This is a genomic window from Streptosporangium roseum DSM 43021 (assembly GCF_000024865.1).
GTDB lineage: Bacteria > Actinomycetota > Actinomycetes > Streptosporangiales > Streptosporangiaceae > Streptosporangium > Streptosporangium roseum.
Genome location: NC_013595.1, coordinates 2,911,519 through 2,935,805, shown reverse-complemented (window position 1 = coordinate 2,935,805; position 24,287 = coordinate 2,911,519). Strand labels below are relative to the sequence as shown.

Below are 24,287 nucleotides of genomic sequence, written 5' to 3'. Positions count from 1 at the left end.
CGTTTCCAGGCGAACTCCCGGCTCACCACTCGAGCACGAAGGGCTCTCCCCTGCCGCGGAAGTGGCCCACGTTGAGGCATTCGGTCCTGCCGATCCGCGTGCGGGCGGCCAGGGGCTGGTGCACGTGGCCGAACAGGGCGTAGCGCGGCTGGGTCCGCCTGATCGCCTCCAGCGTGGCCTCGCTGCCCCGCTCGAAGCGCCGGGCGACCACGTCGTAGAGCAGCTCGGGGACGGCGGGAGGGATGTGGCAGCAGAGCACGTCCACCTCTCCCACGGCCTCCACCTTGCGCGCGAACTCCTCGTCGTCGATCTCGTTCGGCGTCCGGTACGGCGTGCGCAGCCCGCCCCCGACGAAGCCGAAACGGAGCCCGCCGATCTCCACGCTCTGCCCGTCGAGCACGTGGTGGCCCTCCCGGAGGTATTCGGGCCAGTAGCGCGGCAGGTCCACGTTGCCGTGGGTGAGGTAGGCCGGGGTCGGCATGGCGGCGAAGATCTCGCCGTACTGCCGGCGGACGGAGCGCTCGATGTGGTCGCGGGGGTCGCCGTCCAGCGAGGCCCAGAGGGCGGCCGACATCTCCCGCGCCTCGTCGAACCGCTTGGCCGTGCGCAGCGCGATGAACTGCGTGGCCCTCTCCTGCCCGAACAGCTCGGGGAAGATGCCCTGGGAGTGGTCGTCGTAGTCGATGAACAGGATCAGGTCGCCCAGGCAGACGAGCGCGTCGGCCCCCTCTCCCGCGCGCGCCAGGGCGGCGGCGTTGCCGTGCACATCGCTGACGACATGAACCCGCATGCCGGACATCCTAACCATCCGCTAAATACGGACATAAGTAACAACTCGGATGCGACCTCGGCGCCGGAAGGTCGGCCCGGAGGCCCCGCCTGACGAGACTGATACCGTGAAATCGCCCCCGGCAACGCCTGGGTAACGGTATCTACCAGCGCGTAACTTATCGCGGTAACTTCCAGGCAGCCCATTGATCCGCGCGTCTTCAGGAGTGACCCGTGCGCGAGTACAGCGTCCCCGTACTGGTGGATGTCCCCGCCTCCGCCAACCTGACCGACACGGTGTTCCGGCGCGCCGAACGGGAACCGGGCACGGTCGCCCTGCGGCGCAAGATCGGCGACGACTGGATCGCCGTCACCGCCGGAGAGTTCCGCGACCAGGTCGCATCGGTGGCGAAGGGACTGATCGCGGCCGGGATCGGTGCCGGCGACCGGGTGGCCCTGATGTCGCGCACCCGCTACGAGTGGACCGTGATCGACTACGCGATCTGGGCCGCGGGCGCGGCCAGCGTGCCGATCTACGAGACCTCCTCCTCCGACCAGATCGGATGGATCATCTCCGACAGCGGCGCGAAGGCCGTGTTCGTGGAGCTGGAGTCGCACGAGGAGACCGTCCGCGAGGCGCTGGCCGAGCTGCCGGACCTCAAGGACGTCTGGCGCATCGAGGGCGGCGCGCTGGAGGAGCTGATCGCGGGCGGCGCCGAGGTGTCCGACGAGACGCTGTCCGAGCGCAGGACCGGCCGCGGCGCCGCCGACCTGGCCACCATCGTCTACACCTCGGGCACCACCGGCAGGCCCAAGGGATGCTCGCTGACCCACGACAACCTGCTGTTCACCGCCAGGAACGTGGCGGCGGGCCCGCTGGAACCGCTGTTCACCGCGGCCGGCCGGGCGGCCCTGCTGTTCCTGCCGCTCGCGCACGTCTTCGCCCGCATGATCCAGCTCGTGCTGATCGAGACGGGCACCGTGCTCGCGCACACCCCGAACATGAAGAACGTCGCCCCCGACCTGCAGGCTTTCAAGCCGACCTTCCTGCTGGGCGTGCCCCGGGTGTTCGAGAAGGTCTACAACGGCGCGGAGCAGAAGGCCGCCGGCGACGGCAAGAGCAAGATCTTCCACGCCGCGGCCGACACCGCCATCGCCTGGAGCCGGGCGCAGTCGGCGGGCGGCCCCGGGCTCGGCCTCAGGCTGAGGCACACCCTGTTCGACAAGCTGGTGTACGGCAAGCTCCGGGCGGCCACCGGAGGCAGGCTGTCGGCCGCGGTGTCCGGCGGCTCGGCCCTGGGCGAGCGGCTCGCCCACTTCTTCCGGGGCGTGGGCATCGAGGTCTTCGAGGGGTGGGGCCTGACCGAGACCTCCGCGCCGTCGGCGGTCAACATGCCGGGCGCCAACAAGATCGGCACCGTCGGCAAGCCGTTCCCCGGCGTCACGATCGGCATCGGCGACGACGGCGAGGTGCTGGTCAAGGGCCGTCACGTCTTCGCCGGCTACTGGAACGACGACAAGGCGACCGGCGAGGCGATCGACGCCGACGGCTGGTTCCACACCGGCGACGTCGGCGAGCTCGACAAGGACGGCTACCTGCGCATCACCGGCCGCAAGAAGGAGATCCTCGTCACCGCCGCGGGCAAGAACGTCGCCCCGGCCCCGATGGAGGACCTCATCCGGGCCCACCCGCTGATCAGCCAGGCGATGGTCGTCGGCGACGACCGGCCGTTCGTCGCGGCGATCATCACCCTCGACCCCGAGGCGCTGGAGCAGTGGAAGGGGTCCAACGGCAAGACCGGGGCCACCATCGCCGACCTCAGCACCGACCCGGCGATCCTCGCCGAGGTGCAGAAGGCGGTGGACCGGGCCAACAGGTCGGTCTCCAAGGCCGAGCAGATCAAGAAGTTCACGGTGCTCGACAGCGACATCAGCGAGGAGAGCGGGCACCTCACCCCGACCCTCAAGGTCAAGCGCAACATCGTGATGCGCGACTTCGCCGAGCACATCGACTCCCTGTACGGCTGACGCCGTCCCGGGTCCGGCGGGCCCGGCGGGCCGTGTACGCGGTGAACCGCCGGGTCACCGCCCGGCCCACTCGGACCGGCGCGCGTCAGACCCGGCCGCACGGACCGGCGCGTCAGACCCGGCCACTCGGACAGTCGCGCGTCAGACCCGGCCGCACAGACCGGCGCGCGTCAGACCCGGCCACTCGGACAGTCGCGCCTCAGGAGGGCCGCGCCGGTTCGAGCAGCCGGGCGAAGCGGGCGGCGACCAGCTCCCAGTCCCACTCCCGCGTGACCCACTCGCGCCCGCGCTCGCCCATCGCCCGCGCCCTCGCCGGATCCGTGAGCAGGTCGATGAGGGCCCCGGCCACCTCGGCCGGGGAGGTCCCGTCCACGACCAGGCCGGTCTCCCCCTGCAGCACCGCGTCGGGGGCCCCGCCCGACGAGCCCGCCACCACGGGCAGCCCGCTGGCGGAGGCCTCCAGGTAGACGATGCCGAGCCCCTCCACGTCGATGCCGCCCAGCCGGGTACGGCACGGCATGGCGAACACGTCTCCGGCGGCGAGGTAGGCGGGCAGCGCCGCCGACGGCACCGGCCCGGCGATCCTGACCGAGCCGCCCATCGGCCGGGCCAGCCGCTCCAGGGTCCTGCGGTACGGCCCGCCGCCGACGAGCAGCAGCACGCCGTCCGGTACGGCCCGCAGCACCTGGGGCCAGGCCCGCAGCAGGACGTCCTGCCCCTTGCGCGGCACCAGCCGGGACAGGCAGACCACGACCGGCCGGTCCCCCAGCCCCAGCGCCGCGCGGACCTGTCCGGCGCCGGCCTCCGGCCGGAACAGGCCGGTGTCGACGCCGGGCGCGAGCCGTACCAGCTTGCCGCCGGGGATCACCCGGGCCAGCCGCTGCCTGGTGTACTCCCCCAGGTAGGTGACCACGTCGGCGTGGCCGCCGATCCTGGCCAGCAGGCGGCGGGCCAGCGGGACCTGCGCCCAGGAGGCCTCGTGGCCGTGGGTGATCATGACGATGCGGTCCGCGCCGGCGGCCCGCATCCTGGGCGCGAGCAGCCCGAGCGGGGCCGCCGCCCCGAACACCACGGTGTCGCACTTGAACTCGGCGACCAGCTCCGCGGCCCGGCGGGCGACCGCGCGGGTGGGCAGCATCAGCGAGGTGGGGTGCCGCACGACCGGGTACGGCTGCCGCGCGTCGAACGCCTCGCAGCCGGGCCACCGCGGGGCGTAGACGACCACCGAGTCCGGCGGGCGGCCGGCGGCGAGACCGTGCACGAACGACTGGATGCCGCCCGCCCGGGGCGGGAAGTCGTTGGTGACGACCAGCGCGCGGTTCACGGCTCCCGCATGCCGTTCAGCAGGGCCCAGGAGCGCGCCATGGAGATGCGCTGCGGCGCCGTGGGGTGGGAGACGTAGAGGAAGTATTCGAAGGCGTCCGGCGACAGGTCCGAGATGTTGGTGACCGACAGCCGTCTCTGCATGGACACGAACGCGGCCGGATCCCTGGTCAGGTCCAGCGCGTGCGCGTCGGCGCGGGCCTCGATGTGCCTGCTGACCAGGTTCTGCGCCGGCCCGGACAGGACCGTGGCCAGGCTCAGCAGCCCCATGACCAGACCCACCGCCTTCGGGTCGGCCACCGAGGCGATCCCGGTGCGCCGCCGTACGGGCCGCCAGGACGTCACCAGGTAGAGCAGGCACGCCCCGCAGGCCGCGCCCAGGGCGCCGACGAGCGTGCCGTACAGCACGTCGCCGGCCTTGGCGTGGCCCAGCTCGTGCGCGACCACCAGCTCGACCTCGTCGGCGGGGGCCCTGAGCAGCGTGTCGTAGACCACGATCCTGCGGGTCGCGCCGAAGCCGGAGACGTAGGCGTTGAGCGCGGTGGTCCGTCGGGAGGCGTCGGCGACGAGGACGTCCTCGACGGGCACGCCGTCGCGGGCGGCCATGCCGAGCAGGTCGTCGCGGAGCTGCCCGGCGGGCATCGGCGTGAAGTCGTTGAAGACCGGCTCGATCAGCACGGGGTAGGCGAAGGAGGCGGCCACGGTCAGCGCGAACGCGCCGGCGGCGGCGGGGATCCACCAGCGCCGGTAGCGGCGCGCCAGCGCGACCACCGCGAGCACCATGATCGCGGTCAGCCCGGTCCTGATGCCGATGTTCTTGGCCCGGTCGGCCGCCCAGGCCGGCCAGTTCTGGGTGGACAGGCCGAACTCGCGCAGGTAGGTCTCCGACCACATGCCCAGCGGCCAGCGGAGGATCTCCACCGCCACCGACAGGACGAGGATGCCCAGCAGCACCCGCAGCCACCACGGCCCCCTCAACCGGCCGAGCAGCCGCGCGCCCAGCGGGGTGCTCACCAGGACCCCGGCCACCACCAGGGTCAGGCCGAGCGACAGGTAGGCGGGCACGCTGACCGCGGCGTCGAAGGCCTCGGAGCGTGCGATCTGGTCGGGGGTGAAGTCACGGGTCGGATCCGGCGGGACGGACGGGGCGGCGGCGGGCAGAGCCCGCCAGGGCGTGGTGAACGCCACGATCGCCAGCGTGGCCGCGCCGAGGGCGGCCAGCGCCCACCCCGCCACCCGGATGCCCGGGAGCGCCTCCGCCGTGGTCGTCGTCATCGGGACCCTCCCCGCAGGCGCGTCGCAGGCCCCGGGGAGACCGGAGGCGTGCCCGCCGTGGCCCGCGCCATGATGATCCCTCCGGAGACCGGAGGCGTGTCCGTCGTGGTCCGCGTCAACCCAGTTCCCTCCGGAGGTGGTCACGCCAGGCGGCGGTGAGCTCCGCCCGCGACAGGCCCAGCGCGCTGCCGACATCGCTACCGTAGAGCCTCACCAGCGCCTTCTCACCGAAGCGCTCCGCGATGTAGCGGCAGGCGAGCCACGCCTCCTCGTAGGCCTGCGCCAGCCGCGGGGCGCCGGGGGCGAAGTCGGCGGCTCCGGGGAGCCGGGCGGGCAGGGTGCCCGCGCGCACCTCCGCTGCCAGCTCGGCGGCGGCCTCGCGGACCCCGATCCCGGCGTCGCGGTATCCCACGTAGTCGGCGAACCCCTCCGACAGCCACATCGGCACCCGGCCGCCGCGGGTCGCGCCGGTGGCCACGTGGGTGAGCTCGTGCGTGATCACCACGTCCCGGCCGGCCGCGCTGAGCCTCGCGTAGCCCGACGGAAGGACGATCACCCTGTCGGCGGTGGCCATCGCGGCCAGCCCTCCCGTGCTCCCGGCACCCGCGAGCGCCGCCGCCTCCGCGTCGGTGGCGGGAAAGAGGATCACCGGCCGGACCGGTCCCCAGATCCGCCCGACGGTACGGCGGGCACGGTCGGCCCTCGACGCCAGATCGCGGAGATCGGCGAGCGGGACGCGGTGGCCGATCACGACGGAGTGCTCCCCGCGGACCACGGTCGCGGCCCCCGGCCAGAGGCCGCGCGTATCCTGCGGGAGCGGCCCCGCCCCGGCGGTCAGGCCGGCGCTCATCAGCGCCAGCATCCCGGTGAGCACGGCGCGGCGCCCTCTCCGGACGGACATATGAGCTGATGTTACTCGACCGGCATGGAGCGGCCCCGTCCATCCGCGGAGGATGGACGGGGCCGATTCGCTCGGGGTCAGCCGCCGGGACGGACCGCTCCGGCGAAGGAGGACTTGTAGTACCCCTTCAGCTTCACGATCCGGACCGTCTTGCCGCTGCTCGGCGAGTGGACCATCTTGCCCTTGCCGACATACATGCCCACGTGGCCCTTGCCGTAGAAGAACATCAGGTCACCGGGGCGCAGGCTGCTCCACGAGACCTTCTTCCTGACGGCGCGGTACTGGCTGTGCGTGATCCGGGGGAGGGAGACGCCGGCCTTGCGCCACGCGTACTGGACGAGCCCGGAGCAGTCGAACGAGCCGGGGCCGGAGGCTCCCCACCGGTACGGATCGCCGATCTGCTTCGTGGCCGCCGAGACGGCCTTGTGTGCCTTCACCTTCTGTCGTGCGACCTTGCTCGTCCGGGTGGTCTTGGCCTTCGCCGTACTCTCGGCCTTCGCCGTGCTCTTGGCCTGGACCGCGACCACGATGTCCGTCGTCGCCTGTGCCGCCGTGGATCCCAGCACGACCGCTCCGGACGAGGCGGTCAGGGTGAGTGCGGCACCGCCGAGGGAAAGGCGGGCAAGGCGCGACAGACGGGGGTTACGCAGGGTGGTAGACAGGATTTCTCCTTGGGGCTTCCACTGATGCCTACCGGGTTAGCTGACGGATTCGGGCGGGGAAGTCGCCCTACGGCATGAAATATGCCGATTCACCCCTGGCCATACCTTGAGGGCCCTTGGGTCCCCGGTTCCATGCCTCCTGGCTGCACGGATTCGGCAGGCCGCCGCGATGGGGTCCAACCCCTCAGGGGAGCGGCGGCCAATTGGATTTTCTGCGGAATGCCTGACCTTCGGGCAGGCATTCGGCGCGGCGACATGGCTTGCCACCGCGACGCCAGAAGGTACTCCGATCACCAAATTTCAGCAAAGCTATGCCAGGGAAATGGAGATCGACAAGCACCCCGCCCGGTTCCGTAATCCCTGCGTGATAGGCGGTTCCGTTATTTTTTTATGACCCTCGTCACATTATTATGATCATCATCCGAAGGCCGTCACTTCTGTAACATTCGTCACACTGCATTCGATCTTCAATTCCTCCGTCCCACCGGGTCGCCGTACCAGGACTCGCAGGCGTTGCCCGCCTCCGCGGGCACCGCGCCGGGCTGGAGGTACCGGCCGAACGCCGGATCGTACAGGCGGCCGCCCAGCCGGACGGTCCCGTCGAGGGTCTCCGCGGGGCTCCGCGTGCCGCCCAGCCAGCCGTACCGCCGGATCTCCGACCGCGCCACGCCGTACTCGTCGTAGTCGAGCACCGTCGCGGTCCCGGTCTCCGGCTCCAGCTCGGTGCCCACGTCGCCGTGGATGGTGGTGGGCTGCAGGCGGGCCGGCCCCTCCCTGCCGACGACCCTGGCGCCGCCCGGCGGCGTCGTAGATCGAGCGGGTGGACAGCAGCTCGGCGCGCTCGGGCGCGTCGAACCGGGTGATGGTGAGCTCGGCGAGACGGTAGCTGTCCTTGCCGAGTGCCGGCGCCCGGTTGTGCGCGGTGAGCTCGCGCACCACGCGGCCGTACCGGTCGTACTCGGCGACGGACAGATGGCCGCCGGGGACGAGGGCGCCGACCGCCCGGCCGTTCTCAGCGAGGGAGCAGCGCGTCCCGCATCACGCCCGCCAGCCAGTCGCGGAAGGAGTCGGCGGGCCAGTCGCACCGCTGCACCATGGCGCTGTAATGGGCGGGGTCGTTGAGGAGCCACATGACGTCGACGGCCCGCTCCCCGTCGAGTCCCGGCCGCAAGGGCCCCGTCGACCGCAGGCGCTCGACCACCATGCGCGCCCCCGCGCGGCGGTTGGCCTGCAGCGTGTCCCACAGCTCGGTCACCTCGGGCGCCGCGTCCGCGGCCCGGCGGACGGTCTCGAAGAGCGCCGCCGCGCGCCCCCCGATGAGCACGCACACCTGCGCGTAGGCGTCGAGGACGGCGGCCTGCGTGGTCGCGTCCCAGACGGGCTTGAACCACGGCCGGTCGGCCACCGGGACGGGGGCGTCGTCACCGGCGAGGGCCTGGTCGAGCACCTCGCGCAGCAGCGCCGGCTTGGAGCCGAAGGCGGCGAAGACGGTCGGGCGCGCGACACCGGCGGCGACGGCGATGTCGGCCAGGGAGGTGGCCACGTAGCCGTTCGCGACGAACAGCTCGCCGGCCGCCGCGACGATCGCCTGGCGCGTGCGCCGCGTGCCGTCCTCACGGAGGCGGGACTGGTAGCGCCTTTTCGGCTCCTGATCCTTGACCACATTCAGCACGCTATCGTTATATTGACCATACCGATGTCTATCGAAAAACGGGGAGGCACGGCAGCGCCGACGCCTGCCCGCACCCGCGACCACCAGCGCGGCCACACCGCGTTCGGCGGCCGGCCGCGTGTCCCCCCTCACGGACAGAACGCCCGCACGGGACAGAACGCCTGGCCCACGGGCACAGGCGCCCGCGACGTCCCCGGAGTGCAGCCGTACCGCGTCACCGTGGCCGGGGACCGCCCACGCCTGGCCCACGGACGGGGCCGCCCACGGCGTCCCCCGCACGGGCACGGCCTCACCGCCCGCCCACGGCGTCCCCCGCACGGGCACGGCCTCACCGCCTGCACCCTCGGCGAGGCGGCCGGCGGGCACTGCGCTTCCGGAATCGCGCGATTGCGATTATCCTGACCCGTCCGCTTACGCGCTGTTCTGCGAGGTGCCGCTTGGCCGCCCCGGTCTCCGCCGAGACTCTGCACTATCCATCCGGGTCGCTGGTGATACTCACCGGACTGCCCGGCGCGGGCAAGAGCACCCTCCTGGACCGGCTGTACCAGCTGCGGGGCACCGAGACCCGGCCGGTGACGATCAGCGCGGTGCGAGTGATCGACTCACGGCAGTCCCGCAACCTGTGGGCTCGCCGCCTCGCCTCGGCGCCCAAGCGGATCCGCACCCCGATCGTGCACGCCACCCACGTCTGGCGCATCGCCCGAGCCGTGGCGGACGGCCGCTCCGTCGTCGCCCACAACCGGGGGACGTGGCCTCACATGCTGTACGGCTTCGCCTGGCTCGCCCGCCGCTCGGGCGGCGAGTTCCACCTCATCATGCTCGACGTGGATCCCCAGACCGCCCGTGCGGGCCAGCGCGCCCGCGGCAGGGTCGTGGCCGACGCCACCTTCGCGCGCCATTGCCGCCGCTGGCGCGTGCTCGTCGCCCACGCCCGCACCGGTACCCTCCCCCCGGCCTCCAGCGTCACCGTCCTGGGCCGAGCCTCCGCGGATCTCCTCCAGGCCATCCACTTCGACAGGTGACCCGGCGCGGGCCATCCGCTCCGGCAGACGCCCCTGTACGGCCATCCGCTCCGGCGGACGAGCCCGCGGGGGGAAACCGGACGGCGAAATCGAGCCGCCCCCGGACGGCGCGCTCGTCTCCACCACGCCGGGCACGTCACCTCCACCACCCGGACACGTCACCTCCCTCCTTCCCCAGGCACGTCACCTCCACCCTTGGGCACGTCACCGGCCTCGGCGGAGCCTTCGCCGGCCTCGGCCACGAGGCGGCCGCCTTCATGACCGGACACGACGGGCGCGAACCGACCTCGGGCACGAACCGACGACGGGCACGAACCAACCTCGGGCACGAACCGGCCTCGGGCGCGAAATGCTTCTGCAGGCGAGGTGCAAGGGGTCCGGGGTCAGATGGTCACCGCGCGGCGGACCGGGTCCGCGCACGCCGCCACTCTCCCCGGGAGGCTCCCTTGGTCACTCAGGCCGTTCTCGTCTTTCTCGCCCTGGTCCTCGTGCTGCTCCTCGTCCTGCTCATCGTCTCGACCTACAACGGCCTGGTCCGCAAGCGCAGCGCGGTGGACGACGCCTGGGCCCGGATCGACGTGCAGCTCAAGCACCGTCACGAGCTCGTCCCCGACCTGGTGGAGACCGTGAAGGGCCACGCCGCCCACGAGCGGCAGGCCCTGGAAGCGGTGCTCGCCACGCGCGCCCAGGCGATCAGCGCCCAGACCCGTGCCGAGCGGGCGACCGCCGAGAACACGCTGTCCGGGGCGCTGCGAAAGCTGTTCGAGGTGGCCGAATCCCTTCCCGGCCTGAAGGCCGACCAGAACTTCATCGAACTGCGGGAGGAACTGGCCGCCGTCGAGAACCGGATCGCCTCCTCCCGGCAGCACCACAACGACGCCGTTCTCATCTACAACAGCGTGATCCAGATGGTCCCGGCCAACATCGTGGCGGGCGTGACCGGCTTCGCGCGGCGCGAGTACTTCCGGGCACCGGATGAGGACTGCGGCCGGGTCCGGGCGCGGTCCCGGCGATGAGGTCCCCGGCCTCCCCACCATCCCCTTTGTCGCCGGACAGAGCCGGACGGAGCCGGACGGAGCCGGACGGAGCCGGACGGAGCCGGACGGAGAAGAGCATCGTCGGCCAAGCCCCCTCGGGCGGGGGCAGGACGGTGAGGGACGGCCCTTCCCGGGAGCAGGAAGCCCACCGCCACCGCACACAGGACGACGGCAACCACCGCCGCCGCCGAAAGCCGCCGCCGAGGAGCAGGCGGCACGACCTCGGGCGTCAGGGGCGGACGGCCCCGACCAGGCGGCGGCCGTAGGCCGACAGGGGGACGACCTTGACGACGTCACCGGTCTGCGGAGCATGGACGATCTTGCCGTTGCCCGCGTAGAGGCTCACGTGGCCCAGCCCCTCGCTGAAGATGAGGTCCCCGGCCTGGAGCTCGCTGATGGAGACCTTGCGGCTCGCGCCCCAGCTCCACTGCTCCCAGGTCGTGCGGGGAAGGCTGACGCCGCCGCTGCGCCAGGAGGCCTGGACGAGGCCGGAGCAGTCCCAGCCCCCCGGGCCCGTGCCGCCGTACTGGTAGGGCTTGCCGACCTGGGCGAAGGCGAAGGCCAGGGCGGCCCGGGCGTTGCCCGAGGCCGGGCCGTTGTACTGGATCCCGGTGCTGTTGGGATTGCCGCTCTGGAAGGTGCCCAGCTCGCGCAGGAGCTTGGTCTGGGCCTTCACCATCTTCTCGGCCTTGGCCTTCTCCGCGGCCAGCTCGTCACGCGTCTTGTCGGCCTCGGCCAGGGCCTCCTTGGCCTTGTCGCGGCTCACCCGCAGCAGCTTGTTGGCCTCGTCGAAGGCGCCCAGGGACCGGGCGCGGGAGGCGGACATCTGGTCGACGGCGGCCAGACCGCTCAGCAGCGTTCCGGGGTCGGGCTGGTTGATCATGCTCTCCCAGCCGCTCACCCCGCCGAGCTGGTAGCTGCTGACCGCCATCGTGACGAGCTCCTGGCGCAGCCCAGCGACCGTGGCGTTCTGGCGCGTGAGGTCGCCGTTCAGCGTCCGGTACTTCTTGCGGGCCTTCTTCAGCTTCTCGCCGGCCTGGTTGTACTTCTCGACGACCTTGTCGGCCTGGTCGTTGAGCTTCTCCAGCTTCTTCTTGGCCTGGGCGACGGTCGGCTTCGGCTCGGCGAAGGCACCGCCGACCGGTAGCAAGAACAGCGCGAGCGCCACCCCCACGGCCATCGGCATCCGCCCGAACCCAACCGGCATACCCGCCACGGCCACGACGCCGCCTCCCCCAGTGCAAAGACCTGGGCGGAATAGTACAGAACCAGTAAGGGTTAGCTCACCTTTTTGGCTGTTTTGCTCTTTACGCGCAGGTGGCGATCCCGCAGATCTTCGCGGTCATCCTGGTGGCGTCCTTCACCTGGTCGGCCCAGTCCCGCTTGACCGGCTTGTAGTACTCCCCGGCCCGGAGGTAGACCAGCACCGCGTTCCCCTTGCGGACCACCACGCTCCGGTCTCCGCCGATGCCGACCTTCTTGCCGTAGTAGGCCTGCCCGGAGACCTTCAGGGCGTCGTCTCCGAGGCCGGTCACGGCGGTGGAGGCGTAGCGGTAGCCGGCGCCGCTGTCGCTCCTGGCCCCGCACGCGGACAGCGCCGCGCGGACCTGGGCCATGGCCTGCTCCGCGGCCGCCTTGGAGCCGTACAGGAGCACCTGCTCGACCTTCATGAAGTCCGGCACACCGGTGAATGTCACCGTCCGCGCGGCCACCCGGCCCGCCTTGCCGACGGCGCCCCTGCCACACGGGTCGACCGCGAACCGCGCCTTCGGCGAGTCGCTGACCTTCCAGTTGGTCTCGGGGTCGCGGTCCTTCGTGGCCGCGGCCTTCTCGTACAGCAGGAAGCCCTTGGGGATGCCGGGGGCGGCGGCGGCCGTACCGGCCACGAGTGCGGCGCAGACCAGTGCGATGATCTTCTGCATCGAATCAACCTCCAGTGTGATCCGATGCACCATAAGGCCAAAAGGTTCAGCCGCGCCCGAGACGTCGCAGGAGCAGAACCGATGGAACCGGCCGCGCGCCCATCCGGCGGACCGACTCGGCCACCTCGCGATCGGAGGAGACCACCGCGACGGCCCGGCCGGCGGGCTCGGCGCGGACCAGCTGGCGGATCAGGTCGTCGGCGATCTGGCCGGGAGCGCTGAACATCACCCGGACTCCCCGGGGAGCCGACACCGGGACCGGGCCGTTCAGCTCGGCACCGTCGAAGACGCAGGTCAGCTCGGTGCGCGTCTGCGCGTACAGCGCGCCGAGCCCGGTGAGCAGGCGGTTGCGCTGGTCGGCGAGGGTGAGCGTGCCGTAGCCGGACTTGGTCACGTTGTAGCCGTCCACGATCAGGTGGATCTGCGGCAGGGCGAGCAGCTGGTCGAGAAGGACCGGGTCGTCGTCGGCGAGCGCCCTGGCGGGCACCGCCTGGACCCCCTGCCTGCCGGGTGCCACCGAGGCCACCGAATCGGCGGGCCGGCTGATGCTGGAGGGCAGGGCGAGCTCCCTGCGCAGCCCGGCGGCGGCGTCCTGGAGGGCGTCGAGCAGCATGCGGACCTTGGTGTCCTCCACGCTCCGGCCCTCGCGGGCGGCCCGGCGGGTGGCCTCCAGCTGCCGCTCGGCATCGGCCACGCGCTCACGGAGGCGGCGCAGCTCGCTCTCCCCCGCGCTTCCCGCCGACGCGGCGGCGGCCTTGACCTCCTGCGCGGCCTCCTCCACCTCGGCAGCCCGCGCGTCGGCCGCCTTGGCCCGCTCGCGGGCGTCGTGCAGCTTGCGGCGGAGGTCGGAGATCTCCGAACGGGCCGTCTTGAGCTGCTCGCGCAGCCGGTCGGACTCCTCCTTGGCGGAGCTCTTCTGCGCGGCCAGCTGCTCGCGCAGCCGGGTGAGGGTCTGCTCCTGCGCCGAGCCCTCCGCCGCCGCGGCCGACTGCTCCAGGTCCGCGCGGGCGATCTCCACCATCCCCGCCCAGCCCGGCGGCCGGGTCAGATAGGCGGCGGCGGCGACCAGGACGGGCTCGGCGGCCGGCGGCATGACGCCCTCGGCGAGGCTGGCCACCAGCTCGGGCCAGCCCGCGCTCAACGTCTCGGCGACCAGCTCGCGGAACTTCTTGTCGCTCTCCAGCTGGGCGGCGATCGGCGCACTGCCCAGTTTGGCGCGTTTACGAGGGTCGAACCTGGCGATTCCCCTGAGAGGCAGGGGCACGGCCGAGGCCGGCATCGACCCCAGGATCTGGGATGCCAGCTCTACGACATGTAAGCGAACCTGCTCGGGTAACGGACGAGACAGGCCCTCTCCGGCTGAACTCATCACGGCCCCTACTCGGATTGGTCTTCACGTCAAGGGTACGGCTACCGCACCCTGACCCGGACATGACCGGAAATCCGGCTCCGGCCCGGCGGGCAGGTGAACATTATGTGGACAAGCCCTTGATCGCAGGTATACGACTGTGCCCATCGACGTGTGACGCACGCCACCCCGGAGGGCGCGATGGACGAGCAGGGCGGCCAGGCCGGACAGATGCGCACCTCCACCCGCGACCTCGGCGAGCTGCGCGAGCGGGTGCGCTCCTGGCTCGCCGGCCGCCTGGGCCGCCCCGTCGCGGTGTCGCGGCTGTCCCAGCCGTCGGGCAACGGGATGTCCAGCGAGACCCTGCTCTTCGACGCCTCATGGGACTCCCCCGAAGGCAGGCGGGAGGTCGAGTGCGTCGCCCGGATGGCCCCGTCGAGCGAGGCGGTTCCGGTCTTCCCGGACTACGACCTCGGCAGGCAGTTCGAGGTCATGCGGATGGTCAGGGAGCGCGCCGGGGTGCCCGCCCCTCGCACCCTCTGGTTCGAGCCCGATCCCGGGCCGCTGGGCACGCCGTTCTTCGTGATGGAACGGCTCGCCGGTGACGTGCCGCCGGACGTGATGCCCTACACCTTCGAGGGCTGGCTGCTCGACGCCTCCCGGGCCGACAGGGACCGGCTGCAACGGCAGAGCGTCGAGATCCTGGCCAGGCTGCACGACGCCCCGTTCACCGCCGAGGAGCTCGAGGTGGTGGAGCCCGGCGGGTCCGGAGGGTCTGCCCTGCGCAGGCACGTCGACGCCCAGCGGGCCTACTACGAGTGGGCGCACGGCTCGATGCGGATCCCGGTGCTGGAGCGGGCGTTCGCCTGGCTGGAGGAGCACTGGCCCGCCGCCCCCGGACCCGCCGTGCTGAGCTGGGGCGACGCGCGCATCGGAAACGTGATGTACCGGGACTTCACCCCGGTGGCGGTGCTGGACTGGGAGATGGCCACCGTCGCCCCCCGCGAGCTGGACATCGCCTGGATGATCTTCCTGCACCAGTTCTTCCAGGAGGTCGCCCAGGTCTTCGGGCTGCCCGGCCTGCCGGATTTCATGCAGCGTGAGGACGTCTGCCGGACATATCAGGAGATCACCGGCTACCGGCCGCGAGACATGGAGTTCTACGAGATGTACGCCGCGCTCCGGCACGGCGTCATCATGGCCCGCGTCTGGCACCGGCGCATCCACTTCGGCGAGCAGCCCATGCCCGACGACCCCGACGACCTGGTCATGCACCGGGCCGCGATCGAGCGGATGCTGGGCGGGAGCCACGGCGGCTGACCCCGTACCTCCCGGTTCCGCCCGCCGGCGCCGGGTCGGGCCCGGCACGGCGCCGCGCGTCCGGGGCCGCCGCGTTAAATGTCGGTCGAGGCTCCTATCGTCTTGAACCGTGGATTACGTCGTGCAGGGAACGCTGGACGAATTGGGCACGCCGCTCAGCCAGATCACGTTCGTCGTGTTCGACCTGGAGACCACCGGGGTTTCGGCGGGCGAGCACGCGATCACGGAGATCGGCGCGGTCAAGGTCCGGGGTGGTGAGGTGCTGGGCGAGTTCGGCACCCTCGTCGATCCCGGGTCGCCGATCCCGCCGTTCATCTCGGTTCTGACCGGCATCACCGACACCATGGTCGTGGCGGCACCGAAGATCGAATCGGTGCTGCCCTCGTTCCTGGAGTTCGCCGAGGGCACCACCCTCGTGGCGCACAACGCGGGATTCGACCTCGGCTTCATCAAGGCGGCCTGCGCCGCTCACGGCTATCCCCCGCCCGCCCATCCGGTGGTCGACACCGTCGTCCTGGCGCGCAAGCTGCTGACCCGTGACGAGGCGCCCAACTGCAAGCTGTCCACGCTGGCCCGGATCTTCAGCAAGACCGAGCCCCGCCACCGCGCGCTCGCCGACGCCCAGGCCACCGTGGACGTGCTCCACGCCCTGCTGGAGCGGGCGGGCTCGTTCGGGGTGCACACCCTGGAGGAGCTCAGGGGCTTCGTCCGCGCGCCCACCCCGGAGCAGCGTCGCAAGCGGCACCTGGCCGACGGGGTGCCGACCGGCCCCGGCGTCTACGTGTTCGAGGACGAGCGGGGCGACCCCCTCTACGTCGGCAAGAGCACCAACCTCCGCAACCGCGTGCGCAGTTACTTCACCGCGGGCGAGACCCGGCCCCGGATCCGCGAGATGATCGGCATCGTCGAGCGGGTCCGGCCGATCGCCTGCGCGACCGCGCTGGAGGCCGAGGTCAGGGAGCTCAGGCTGATCGGCTCCGCCAAACCTCGCTACAACCGCAGGTCGCGCTTCCCGGAGAAAATGGTCTGGCTCAAGCTCACCGACGAGCCGTTCCCGCGCCTGTCGATCGTCCGTGAGGTCAAGGACGACGACGCCGGCTACCTGGGCCCGTTCACCAGCACCCGCGCGGCCGAGGACGCCCGCACCGCGCTGCACGAGGCGGTCCCGCTCCGGCAGTGCACCGAGAAGATCACCTCCCGCACCAGGCGCTCCGCCTGCGCCCTCGCCGGGCTCGGCAGGTGCGGGGCGCCGTGCGAGGGCCGCCAGAGCGCCGAGGAGTACGGCCTGCACACCGCGGCCGCACGCCGGGCGATGGAGCTGGACGTCACCCCCGTCTTCTCCGCGGTCCAGGCGCGCATGGAGCGCCTGGCCCTCGAACAGCGCTACGAGGAGGCGGCGGCCGACCGCGACAGGCTCGCCTCCTACGTCCGCGCCTCCGCGCGCATGCAGCGGCTGAGCGCGCTGACCTCGATCCCCCAGATGGTCGCCGCCTCCCCCGCGGCGGGCGGCGGCTGGCAGATCCACGTCATCCGGTACGGCAGGCTGGCCTCGGCCGGGGTGATGCCCAGGGGCGCGCATCCCACCCCGTTCGTGGACGCGCTGGTGGCCACCGCCGAGACCGTCGTGCCGGGACCGGGCCCCGTCCCCGCGGCCAGTGCCGAGGAGACCGAGTGCATCCTGCGCTGGCTGGAGTCCCCCGGAGTGCGGTTGGTGCAGGTGGAGGGCACCTGGAGCCTGCCCGCCGGTGGCGCGGGGCGGCTCAGGGCCCGCCTCGACCGCGCCCATCCGGCTCCCGAACCGCACCGGCGGCGTGAGGGGCGCCCGATGCGCTGATAACTTCGGAGCTGCAAGCCGTACTCAACGAGGAGGAAGCTCGTGGTCACCGCGATCGTGCACATCAACGCCGAGGTGGACCGGATCCCCGAGGTTGCCCAGACGATCGCCGAGATCGACGGGGTGAGCGAGGTCTACTCCATCACCGGGGAGTACGACCTGATGGCCATGGTCCGGGTCTCCGCCTACGAGGAGATCGCCGAGGTCATCCCCGGACGGATCAACAAGGTGGACGGGGTGCTGCGCACCGAGACGCACATCGCCTTCCGCACCTACTCCAAGCACGATCTCGACGCCGCCTTCTCGATCGGTCTCGGCGAGTCCGACTGACGCTCACGCGGCCGGGCGGGGGCCTGAACGGACCTCGCCCGCCGTGGGCAGCCGGGCTCGCACCTCGAATCCCCCCTCGGGGAGCGCCTCGGCTTCGAGGGTCCCGCCGAAGAGCGTGGCGCGCTCGCGCATGCCGAGCAGGCCGTGGCCGGTGGTCGCCGTGGTGGTGACCTGGCCGTCGTCGCGGACCAGCACGTCCAGGAAGCCCGGCCGCCAGCGCAGGGTGACGTGGGCCGAGTGCGCCCGGGCGCGTCTGAGAGTGTTGCTGAGCGCCTCCTGAACGATCCGGTAGGCCGACAGTTCGAGGGCGAGACCGATCTCGACGGGCCTGCCGTCCTCGATCACGTCCACCATCAGGCCCGCCGTGCGGACCTGGCTCAGCAGGTCGGACAGGTCCGACAGCTTGGGCTGGGGCGTCCTGGTCCCCGGGGACCCCTCGGTCCTCAGCAGGCACAGCATGCGCTGGAGCTCCAGAAGCGCCTGGCGGCCCGACTCCTCGGCCAGCCGCAGGGTCTCGCGGGCCCGCACGGGATCCTTCTCCATGATCATGCGACCGGCGCCGACGCCGAGCGTCATCATGCTGATCCCGTGGGCGACGACGTCGTGCAGTTCGTGGGCAATGCGGGTGCGTTCCTCGGTGACGGCGGCATGGGCCAGCGCGTCCTGCTGGTCGGCGAGCTTGTCCTGCTCCCGGCGGAGCCTCAGGAGCAGGAGCTGGCGTTCGCGGGCGAGCCCCGCGATGACCAGAAACAGGCCGAACACCACCAGAAGCACCAGGACAGGCAGTATCTGCTCGGCCGGGGGGTCAACACGCCACATGACCGCAATCTAGGACGGCCCTCGGAGGAGCTGCATCCCCTCACGGGTGGATCTTCCGTCCGCCCGTGAGGGGATGATCCGAGGTCAGCGCGGCTTCAGCGCCTGGCTGGCCTCGATCCAGCGGTCGAGGGTGGCCGCGGCGGCACCGGAGTCGAGGGCCTGGACGGCCCGCCCGTAGCCGGCGGACATGGCGGCGTCGAGGTCGTCGCCCTTGCCGTCGAGCGCGACCAGCGCGGCGGCGGCGTTGAGCAGCACCGCGTCACGGACCGGGCCGGTCTTGCCGCCGACCAGGTCGTGCACGGCCTGGGCGTTGTACGCCACGTCCCCGCCGCGCAGCGCGTCGGGACCGGCCCTGGGGATGTCCAGCACGGCCGGGTCGAAGACGGTCCGCGTGGCGTTGCCCTCGCGCACCACCCAGACGGTGGAGGTGGTCGCGGTGGTGAGCTCGTCCAGCCCGTCGTCGCCCCGGAAGACCAGCGCCGACACCCCGCGCTCGGCGAACACGCCCGCGACCACGGGGAGCATGCCCGGCTCGAAGATGCCGATCGCCTGCGCCTCGGGCCTGGCCGGGTTGGTCAGCGGGCCCAGGAAGTTGAAGACCGTCGGGATGCCGAGCTCCTTGCGCGGCGGACCGGCGAAGCGCAGGGCCGGGTGGTAGAGCGGCGCGAAGCAGAAGGCGATGCCCGCCTCCATCGCGACCTTGGCGGTGCCGGACGGGGACAGGTCGAGCACGACCCCCAGGTGCTCCAGCACGTCGGCGGCCCCGCAGGAGGAGGACGCGGAGCGGTTGCCGTGCTTGACCACCCGCGCGCCCGCGGCGGCGGCCACGATCGCGGCCATGGTCGAGACGTTGACCGTGTGCGCGCGGTCGCCGCCGGTGCCGACGACGTCGACGATGGGGCCCTCCACCGACAGCGGGGTGGCCCGCTCCAGCATCGTGCGCGCCAGCCCGGTCACCTCCGCGACCGTCTCCCCCTTCGCCCGCAGGGCCACGGCGAAGCCGGCGATCTGTGCGGGCGTGGCCGAACCGGACATGATCTCGTTCATCGCCCAGGCGGTCTCGTCCGCCGTGAGGTGCTCACCGGCGAGCAGGGCCGTCAGCAGCGCGGGCCAGGTGGTGCGCGCGTCCATGGGGGTCTCCAGAGGGTTCTACCGGGCGGTCAGGCGGGTGGAGAGGCGACGGCGCATCAGGTCGGCGACGGTGTCGGCCAGGACCACCGGGTCGATCGGCTGCGGCACGACGGCCTCGGCTCGGGACCATTCGGCCAGCCAGCGGTCGTCGCGGCGGGCGATCAGCAGGCAGATCGGCGGGCAGTCGTAGACCTCGTCCTTCGCCTGGCGCGCCACGCCCATGCCACCGGCCGGCTGCGCCTCGGCGTCGAGCACGGCGACGTCGATGCCGTCCGAGTCGAAGTGCTGGACGACCTTGGCGTGGGTGGCGCACTCCACGATCTCCACGAGGGGCACGTCGGCGGCGGGACGCCGGCCGATCGCCTGACGCACCTTCTCGCGGGTGCTCGCGTCGTCGCTGTAGACGAGGACCCTCATTTTGTCGTCGGTGCTCACGGTCGCGCTCACTATCCCTTGTCGATGTATGGTCACCTGGGATGCTACCGGTCACCCGGCCCGCAGACCCAGGCCGGAGGCATCGGCGAGCGAAATGCCCCGTACGTCCACTTTGAACGGACGTTTGAACCCCCTATTGGGGGGTCGTGCGGCGACCCGAGCCGGGGAGCCGCAATAATGCTGCCCGTGGCGACAGCATCCGCAATCTCAACGACGACGACAGCACATTCGTCCCGCAGACCAGATCTGGTCAGCGTCGGGACGATCGTCTGGCTGTCCTCTGAGCTCATGTTCTTCGCGGCGCTGTTCGCGATGTACTTCACCATCCGGTCGGTGAGCCTCGGCCAGGGTCTGCCCTGGCCCGAGGCCCACCTGAACGTTCCGTTCTCGCTGGCCAACACGATCATCCTGGTCCTGTCGAGCGTGACCTGCCAGCTGGGCGTGTGGGCGGCCGAGAAGGGCCAGGTCGCCAAGCTGCGCTTCTGGTACATCGTCAGCTTCCTGATGGGCGCCGTGTTCGTCGGCGGCCAGCTGTACGAGTACAGCCAGCTGGTCCACGAGGGGCACACCCTGTCGCACTCCGCGTACGACTCGGTGTTCTACCTGACCACGGGCTTCCACGGCCTCCACGTGACCGGTGGACTGATCGCGTTCCTGTTCATGCTGGGACGCACGTACGCCGCGAAGCGCTTTACCCGTGAGCAGGCGACCAGCGCGATCGTCGTGTCCTACTACTGGCACTTCGTCGACGTGGTCTGGATTGGCCTTTTCGTGACCATCTACGGCATTCATTAAGGAATCGGGGATCTCAGTGAACAGGATCACCGCTAGGCGGCGGCATCCCCTCGCGAGATACGCCGTCCTGCTTCTGGCCCTCGGGCTGGTCGGGGGGTTCTACACCCTCGCGGCCCCGCCGGGCGAGCGGGCCGACGCGGCCATCGCCTCCGGCAGGGCCGACGACGTGGCGGAGGGCAAGAAACTCTTCGAGCAGAGCTGCTCGAGCTGCCACGGCCTCAACGCCGAAGGCACCGCACAGGGTCCGTCGCTCGTCGGCGTCGGCGCGGCCGCCGTGGACTTCCAGGTCAGCAGTGGCCGCATGCCCCTGGCCAACCCCGGCGCCCAGGCACCGCGCAAGCCCACGGCCCCGTGGGTCAACGACGAGACCATCAAGCAGCTCTCGGCCTACATCCAGTCTCTCGGCGGCGGCCCGACCGTCCCCACGCAGGAGCAGGTCGACCCCGCCAAGGGCAACAAGGCGAAGGGTGGCGAGCTGTTCCGCGCGAACTGCATCCAGTGCCACAACTTCGTCGGCGCGGGCGGCGCCCTGACCCAGGGCAAGTACGCCCCGCCGCTGCACGATGCCACGCCGACGCAGATCTACGAGGCCATGATCACTGGCCCGCAGGCCATGCCGGTGTTCAACGACAGCATCATCACTCCCGAGCAGAAGCGGGACATGATCGCCTACATCGTGGGCGTGCGTGAGGAGCCCAACCCCGGCGGCGCAGGTCTCGGCCGCATCGGCCCGGTAACCGAGGGCCTGGTGGCCTGGATCGCGGGCATCAGCCTGCTCGTCCTGGCCGCCATCTGGATCACCGCGAAGAAGCGACAGGCCCACTAATGACTGACACCAATCACGACATCGAGCAACCCGAAGGACGCGTGCCCAAGCGCGTCATCGGCACCCCCTCGCCCGCCACGGGAACCTCCCTGCTCGGAACCGAGGAGCAGCACGCCGGGGACGTCGCCGTCCCCGGCGTGATCCCGCAGAACGAGGCGACGGCGAAGAAGGGCGAGAAGATCGCCGCCCTGTGCTTCACCGTCGCCCTGATCGCGGGCATCGGCTTCATCGTGGCCTACGTGGCGTTCCAGGTCGGCGACGTCGAGAAGACGCAGATCTCCAACCTGGCCCTGGGCGGCACGCTCACGCTGGCGCTGCTCGCGCTGGCCGCGGGCATCGTGGTCTGGGTCCGCATGATCATGCCGAAGTACAACCTGGTCCAGGAGCGCCACCCGATGGCCTCCGACGGTCAGGCCCGGGAGTACGTCGCCGAGACCTTCCTGCAGGGCGCGGCCGAGAGCGGCATCACCAAGCGGCCGCTGCTCCGCCGTACGCTGCTGATGGCCGCGGCCCCGCTGGGCCTGGCCCCGCTGGTCCTGCTCCGCGACCTCGGCCCGTCCTACAGCGACTTCCCGAAGAAGCTGCGGCACACCGTCTGGGGCGAGAAGACCAAGGACGGCAAGCACCGCAAGCTCGTCGTCGAGGGGACCGGCGCGCCGATCCGCGCGGCGGACTTCAACTCCCCGGGCGGCATCCTGTCGGTGGTGCCCGAGGGTTACGAGCACGACCTGAACGCGCTGGCCAAGGCCACGCTGATCCTGATCAAATTCCGTCCGGAAGAGATCAAGTCCGGAACGAACCTGAACTGGACGCACGACGGCATCGTGGCGTACTCGAAGATCTGCACGCACGTCGGCTGCCCCGCGGCCCTGTACGAGCAGACCACGCACCACATCCTGTGCCCGTGCCACCAGTCGACCTTCGACGCCGCCGACGGCGCCAAGGTCGTCTTCGGTCCGGCCGCCCGGCCCCTGCCCCAGCTGCCCATCGCCGTGGACAATGAGGGCTACCTCGTCGCCACGGCGGACTTCGCCGTTCCTCCTGGTCCTAGCTTCTGGGAGCGCGGCGACGCTGAGGCCGAGGTCCGTGAGAACGGAGGCCACGCATGAGCACCGGAAACGTTCCGAAGCCCATAGCGAGCACAAGCAGCTTCATCGACGACCGCATCGGCGCGGGAAACTTCCTCAAGCGCAACCTGCGGAAGGTCTTCCCCGACCACTGGTCGTTCCTGCTGGGCGAGATCGCGCTGTACTCGTTCATCGTCCTGCTGCTGACCGGCACGTTCCTGACCTTCTTCTTCAAGCCCACCATGGCTCACGTCGTCTACGACGGCTCCTACGAGCCGCTCAAGGGCGTCATGATGTCCGAGGCGTACGCCTCGGCTCTGCACATCAGCTTCGACGTCCGCGGTGGCCTGCTGATGCGGCAGATGCACCACTGGGCCGCCCTGCTGTTCGTCGCCGGCATGATGGTGCACGCGCTCCGAGTGTTCTTCACCGGTGCGTACCGCAAGCCGCGCGAGCTCAACTGGCTGATCGGCGTCGGCCTGCTGACGCTGGCCCTGGCCGAGGGCCTGACCGGCTACTCCCTCCCCGACGACCTGCTCTCCGGCGCCGGTCTGCGGATCACCGAGGGCGTGGCGATCTCCCTGCCGCTGGTCGGCACCTGGATCACCTTCTTCCTCTTCGGCGGCGAATACCCCGGCGAGGACGTGGTCTCCCGGTTCTACTCGCTGCACATCCTGCTCATCCCGGGCATCCTGCTGGCGCTCATCACCGCCCACATGATCCTGATGTGGGTGCAGAAGCACACGCAGATGCCGGGCAAGGGCCGCACGAACACCAACGTGGTGGGCGCTCCGTTCTACCCGGCCTTCATGGCCAAGGCCGGCGCGTACTTCATGTTCACCTTCGGCGCCATCGCGCTGCTGGGCACCTTCGCCCAGATCAACCCGATCTGGCTGTTCGGTCCCTACACTCCGGCCGACATCTCGGCGGGCTCCCAGCCCGACTTCTACATGGGATTCCTGGAGGGTTCGCTCCGCCTGATGCCCGCCTGGGAGATCAACTTCCTGGGCTTCACGCTGCCGCTGAGCGTGCTGATCCCGGCGCTGGTCCCGATGGGCATCGTCATGACGGGCCTGGCCCTGTATCCCTTCATCGAGCAGTGGGTCACCGGGGACCGCAGCGAGCACCACGTCGCCGAGCGTCCCCGCAACAACCCGCACCGCACCTCGATCGGCATCTCCGCGGTCACCTTCTACGGTGTCCTGTGGCTGCTGGGCGCCAACGACGAGATCTCCGCGTTCTTCCACGTCTCGCTGAACTGGACGACCTACGTCGGCCGGGTGCTGGTCTTCGTCGGTCCCGCGGTCGCCTACTTCATCACCTACCGGATGTGCCTGGGCCTGCAGCGCAGCGACGCCGCGGTCATCGGGCACGGCGTGGAGTCCGGCGTCATCAAGCGCCTGCCCTCGGGTGAGTACATCGAGGTCCACGTTCCGCCGAACGAGGCCATCGAGGCGCACATGCGGGGCAAGACGGCGATCCCGGTGATCACCGGCACCTCCGCCGACAGCGACGGCATCCCGCCCAAGGGGATGCGCGGCCCGCTCGGCAAGCTCCGCGCCAAGCTGAGCAAGGCCTACGGCGGGGAGAAGATCCCGCTCGACGGCGAGCACCCTCACGAGGAGCACGCGGCCGTCGGCTCGGGCGAGGAAGACAAGTCCCTCACCCGGCACTGACCGATCCGCCACAGGCAGGGCCCGGACACCTCGGTGTCCGGGCCCTGTCGTCTCTCCGGACCGCCCCGCCCTCGCCGGCCGTACGCGCTTCTCGGA

The 24,287-nt window shown here is 71.2% G+C and carries 24 protein-coding genes and 1 riboswitch; of the genes, 11 read left to right on the top strand and 13 right to left on the bottom strand.

The genetic code is table 11. From position 1 onward, the window contains the following. Positions 1 to 22: 22 nt before the first annotated feature. Positions 23 to 790, bottom strand: coding sequence for a metallophosphoesterase family protein (locus SROS_RS13060; protein WP_086012345.1), 768 nt, complete (start codon positions 788 to 790; stop codon positions 23 to 25). A 212-nt stretch (positions 791 to 1,002) separates the two neighbouring features. Here SROS_RS13060 and SROS_RS13055 point away from each other — a divergent pair, with 212 nt between their 5' ends. After that, on the top strand, positions 1,003 to 2,796 hold the full coding sequence (locus SROS_RS13055) for an AMP-dependent synthetase/ligase (protein ID WP_012889406.1): 1,794 nt from the start codon (positions 1,003 to 1,005) through the stop codon (positions 2,794 to 2,796). Positions 2,797 to 2,995: 199 nt separating this feature from the next. Here the strand turns inward: SROS_RS13055 and SROS_RS13050 are convergent, their stop codons facing one another. The 4 genes from SROS_RS13050 to SROS_RS13035 form a co-directional block, all read right to left on the bottom strand. Continuing rightward, positions 2,996 to 4,120 (bottom strand): glycosyltransferase family 4 protein, encoded by a 1,125-nt coding sequence (locus tag SROS_RS13050; protein ID WP_012889405.1) that lies wholly within the window; start codon positions 4,118 to 4,120, stop codon positions 2,996 to 2,998. Then, complete coding sequence (locus SROS_RS13045; RefSeq protein WP_012889404.1) at positions 4,117 to 5,394, bottom strand: M48 family metallopeptidase; 1,278 nt, start codon at positions 5,392 to 5,394, stop codon at positions 4,117 to 4,119. The genes SROS_RS13050 and SROS_RS13045 overlap by 4 nt, the downstream gene beginning before the upstream one ends. Positions 5,395 to 5,509: 115 nt before the next feature. Next, on the bottom strand, positions 5,510 to 6,295 hold the full coding sequence (locus SROS_RS13040; protein WP_148269064.1) for a hypothetical protein: 786 nt from the start codon (positions 6,293 to 6,295) through the stop codon (positions 5,510 to 5,512). A gap of 77 nt (positions 6,296 to 6,372) precedes the next feature. Beyond that, positions 6,373 to 6,861 (bottom strand): C40 family peptidase, encoded by a 489-nt coding sequence (locus SROS_RS13035; RefSeq protein ID WP_012889402.1) that lies wholly within the window; start codon positions 6,859 to 6,861, stop codon positions 6,373 to 6,375. A 106-nt stretch (positions 6,862 to 6,967) separates the two neighbouring features. After that, a riboswitch (cyclic di-AMP (ydaO/yuaA leader) is annotated at positions 6,968 to 7,126 on the bottom strand. Between SROS_RS13035 and SROS_RS49495 the strand changes: the two genes are divergently transcribed. Continuing rightward, positions 7,127 to 7,351 carry a hypothetical protein gene (locus SROS_RS49495; protein ID WP_012889401.1) on the top strand — a complete coding sequence of 75 codons (225 nt, stop codon included), beginning with the start codon at positions 7,127 to 7,129 and terminating at the stop codon, positions 7,349 to 7,351. Positions 7,352 to 7,424: 73 nt separating this feature from the next. Here SROS_RS49495 and SROS_RS13030 read toward each other — a convergent pair whose 3' ends face one another. Together SROS_RS13030 and SROS_RS13025 are read right to left on the bottom strand one after the other, a co-directional pair. Beyond that, positions 7,425 to 7,688, bottom strand: coding sequence for a hypothetical protein (locus SROS_RS13030; RefSeq protein WP_043651935.1), 264 nt, complete (start codon positions 7,686 to 7,688; stop codon positions 7,425 to 7,427). A 281-nt stretch (positions 7,689 to 7,969) separates the two neighbouring features. Beyond that, entirely contained in the window at positions 7,970 to 8,629 is a 660-nt protein-coding gene (locus SROS_RS13025; protein WP_218919834.1) for a TetR/AcrR family transcriptional regulator, read from the bottom strand. Between the two features lie 437 nt (positions 8,630 to 9,066). On the opposite strand from SROS_RS13025, the gene SROS_RS13020 reads away from it, so the two are divergent. Together SROS_RS13020 and SROS_RS13015 are read left to right on the top strand one after the other, a co-directional pair. Next, positions 9,067 to 9,651 (top strand): AAA family ATPase, encoded by a 585-nt coding sequence (locus SROS_RS13020; protein WP_012889399.1) that lies wholly within the window; start codon positions 9,067 to 9,069, stop codon positions 9,649 to 9,651. A gap of 446 nt (positions 9,652 to 10,097) precedes the next feature. Further along, complete coding sequence (locus SROS_RS13015; protein ID WP_012889398.1) at positions 10,098 to 10,667, top strand: LemA family protein; 570 nt, start codon at positions 10,098 to 10,100, stop codon at positions 10,665 to 10,667. 250 nt (positions 10,668 to 10,917) lie between these two features. On the opposite strand, the gene SROS_RS13010 is transcribed toward SROS_RS13015, so the two are convergent. The 3 genes from SROS_RS13010 to SROS_RS13000 form a co-directional block, all read right to left on the bottom strand. Beyond that, positions 10,918 to 11,895 carry a C40 family peptidase gene (locus SROS_RS13010; RefSeq protein ID WP_245564625.1) on the bottom strand — a complete coding sequence of 326 codons (978 nt, stop codon included), beginning with the start codon at positions 11,893 to 11,895 and terminating at the stop codon, positions 10,918 to 10,920. A 100-nt stretch (positions 11,896 to 11,995) separates the two neighbouring features. Further along, positions 11,996 to 12,610, bottom strand: coding sequence for a hypothetical protein (locus tag SROS_RS13005; RefSeq protein WP_012889396.1), 615 nt, complete (start codon positions 12,608 to 12,610; stop codon positions 11,996 to 11,998). A gap of 46 nt (positions 12,611 to 12,656) precedes the next feature. After that, complete coding sequence (locus tag SROS_RS13000) at positions 12,657 to 13,889, bottom strand: NYN domain-containing protein (protein WP_245564624.1); 1,233 nt, start codon at positions 13,887 to 13,889, stop codon at positions 12,657 to 12,659. A gap of 243 nt (positions 13,890 to 14,132) precedes the next feature. Between SROS_RS13000 and SROS_RS12995 the strand changes: the two genes are divergently transcribed. From SROS_RS12995 to SROS_RS12985, 3 genes are all read left to right on the top strand, one after another. Continuing rightward, on the top strand, positions 14,133 to 15,278 hold the full coding sequence (locus tag SROS_RS12995) for a phosphotransferase family protein (protein WP_245564623.1): 1,146 nt from the start codon (positions 14,133 to 14,135) through the stop codon (positions 15,276 to 15,278). 109 nt (positions 15,279 to 15,387) lie between these two features. Continuing rightward, positions 15,388 to 17,112 carry a DEDD exonuclease domain-containing protein gene (locus tag SROS_RS12990; protein WP_012889393.1) on the top strand — a complete coding sequence of 575 codons (1,725 nt, stop codon included), beginning with the start codon at positions 15,388 to 15,390 and terminating at the stop codon, positions 17,110 to 17,112. A 42-nt stretch (positions 17,113 to 17,154) separates the two neighbouring features. After that, the gene (locus tag SROS_RS12985) at positions 17,155 to 17,442 is read left to right on the top strand and encodes an Lrp/AsnC family transcriptional regulator (protein WP_012889392.1); all 288 of its coding nucleotides are present in this window, start codon (positions 17,155 to 17,157) and stop codon (positions 17,440 to 17,442) included. Between the two features lie 3 nt (positions 17,443 to 17,445). Here SROS_RS12985 and SROS_RS12980 read toward each other — a convergent pair whose 3' ends face one another. From SROS_RS12980 to SROS_RS12970, 3 genes are all read right to left on the bottom strand, one after another. Further along, entirely contained in the window at positions 17,446 to 18,261 is an 816-nt protein-coding gene (locus tag SROS_RS12980) for a sensor histidine kinase (RefSeq protein ID WP_012889391.1), read from the bottom strand. A gap of 84 nt (positions 18,262 to 18,345) precedes the next feature. Next, positions 18,346 to 19,392, bottom strand: a complete 1,047-nt coding sequence (gene trpD / locus SROS_RS12975) for an anthranilate phosphoribosyltransferase (protein WP_012889390.1) — start codon at positions 19,390 to 19,392, stop codon at positions 18,346 to 18,348. A gap of 18 nt (positions 19,393 to 19,410) precedes the next feature. Beyond that, positions 19,411 to 19,809, bottom strand: coding sequence for a response regulator (locus SROS_RS12970; protein WP_043655460.1), 399 nt, complete (start codon positions 19,807 to 19,809; stop codon positions 19,411 to 19,413). A 195-nt stretch (positions 19,810 to 20,004) separates the two neighbouring features. Between SROS_RS12970 and ctaE the strand changes: the two genes are divergently transcribed. Genes ctaE through qcrB form a run of 4 tightly spaced genes read left to right on the top strand, consistent with a single transcriptional unit; the run spans position 20,005 to position 24,191 of the window. Next, complete coding sequence (gene ctaE / locus SROS_RS12965; RefSeq protein ID WP_012889388.1) at positions 20,005 to 20,622, top strand: aa3-type cytochrome oxidase subunit III; 618 nt, start codon at positions 20,005 to 20,007, stop codon at positions 20,620 to 20,622. A gap of 16 nt (positions 20,623 to 20,638) precedes the next feature. Then, positions 20,639 to 21,448, top strand: a complete 810-nt coding sequence (gene qcrC / locus SROS_RS12960; RefSeq protein ID WP_012889387.1) for a cytochrome bc1 complex diheme cytochrome c subunit — start codon at positions 20,639 to 20,641, stop codon at positions 21,446 to 21,448. Further along, the gene (qcrA, locus tag SROS_RS12955; protein ID WP_012889386.1) at positions 21,448 to 22,557 is read left to right on the top strand and encodes a cytochrome bc1 complex Rieske iron-sulfur subunit; all 1,110 of its coding nucleotides are present in this window, start codon (positions 21,448 to 21,450) and stop codon (positions 22,555 to 22,557) included. The genes qcrC and qcrA overlap by 1 nt, the downstream gene beginning before the upstream one ends. Further along, a complete protein-coding gene (gene qcrB / locus SROS_RS12950) occupies positions 22,554 to 24,191 on the top strand; it encodes a cytochrome bc1 complex cytochrome b subunit (RefSeq protein WP_012889385.1) in 1,638 nt (545 codons plus the stop codon). The genes qcrA and qcrB overlap by 4 nt, the downstream gene beginning before the upstream one ends. The last annotated feature ends 96 nt before the right edge of the window (positions 24,192 to 24,287 follow it).

What these genes read in the sequence shown, in the direction of transcription:
- SROS_RS13060 (WP_086012345.1), bottom strand. Translation starts at nt 790, where the DNA reads ATGCGGGTTCATGTCGTCAGCGATGTGCACGGCAACGCCGCCGCCCTG.
- SROS_RS13045 (WP_012889404.1), bottom strand. Translation starts at nt 5,394, where the DNA reads ATGACGACGACCACGGCGGAGGCGCTCCCGGGCATCCGGGTGGCGGGG.
- SROS_RS13040 (WP_148269064.1), bottom strand. Translation starts at nt 6,295, where the DNA reads ATGTCCGTCCGGAGAGGGCGCCGCGCCGTGCTCACCGGGATGCTGGCG.
- SROS_RS49495 (WP_012889401.1), top strand. Translation starts at nt 7,127, where the DNA reads ATGGGGTCCAACCCCTCAGGGGAGCGGCGGCCAATTGGATTTTCTGCG.
- SROS_RS13010 (WP_245564625.1), bottom strand. Translation starts at nt 11,895, where the DNA reads ATGCCGGTTGGGTTCGGGCGGATGCCGATGGCCGTGGGGGTGGCGCTC.
- SROS_RS13005 (WP_012889396.1), bottom strand. Translation starts at nt 12,610, where the DNA reads ATGCAGAAGATCATCGCACTGGTCTGCGCCGCACTCGTGGCCGGTACG.
- SROS_RS13000 (WP_245564624.1), bottom strand. Translation starts at nt 13,889, where the DNA reads ATGCCGGCCTCGGCCGTGCCCCTGCCTCTCAGGGGAATCGCCAGGTTC.
- SROS_RS12980 (WP_012889391.1), bottom strand. Translation starts at nt 18,261, where the DNA reads ATGTGGCGTGTTGACCCCCCGGCCGAGCAGATACTGCCTGTCCTGGTG.
- trpD (WP_012889390.1), bottom strand. Translation starts at nt 19,392, where the DNA reads ATGGACGCGCGCACCACCTGGCCCGCGCTGCTGACGGCCCTGCTCGCC.
- SROS_RS12970 (WP_043655460.1), bottom strand. Translation starts at nt 19,809, where the DNA reads ATGAGGGTCCTCGTCTACAGCGACGACGCGAGCACCCGCGAGAAGGTG.
- ctaE (WP_012889388.1), top strand. Translation starts at nt 20,005, where the DNA reads ATGCTGCCCGTGGCGACAGCATCCGCAATCTCAACGACGACGACAGCA.
- qcrA (WP_012889386.1), top strand. Translation starts at nt 21,448, where the DNA reads ATGACTGACACCAATCACGACATCGAGCAACCCGAAGGACGCGTGCCC.
- qcrB (WP_012889385.1), top strand. Translation starts at nt 22,554, where the DNA reads ATGAGCACCGGAAACGTTCCGAAGCCCATAGCGAGCACAAGCAGCTTC.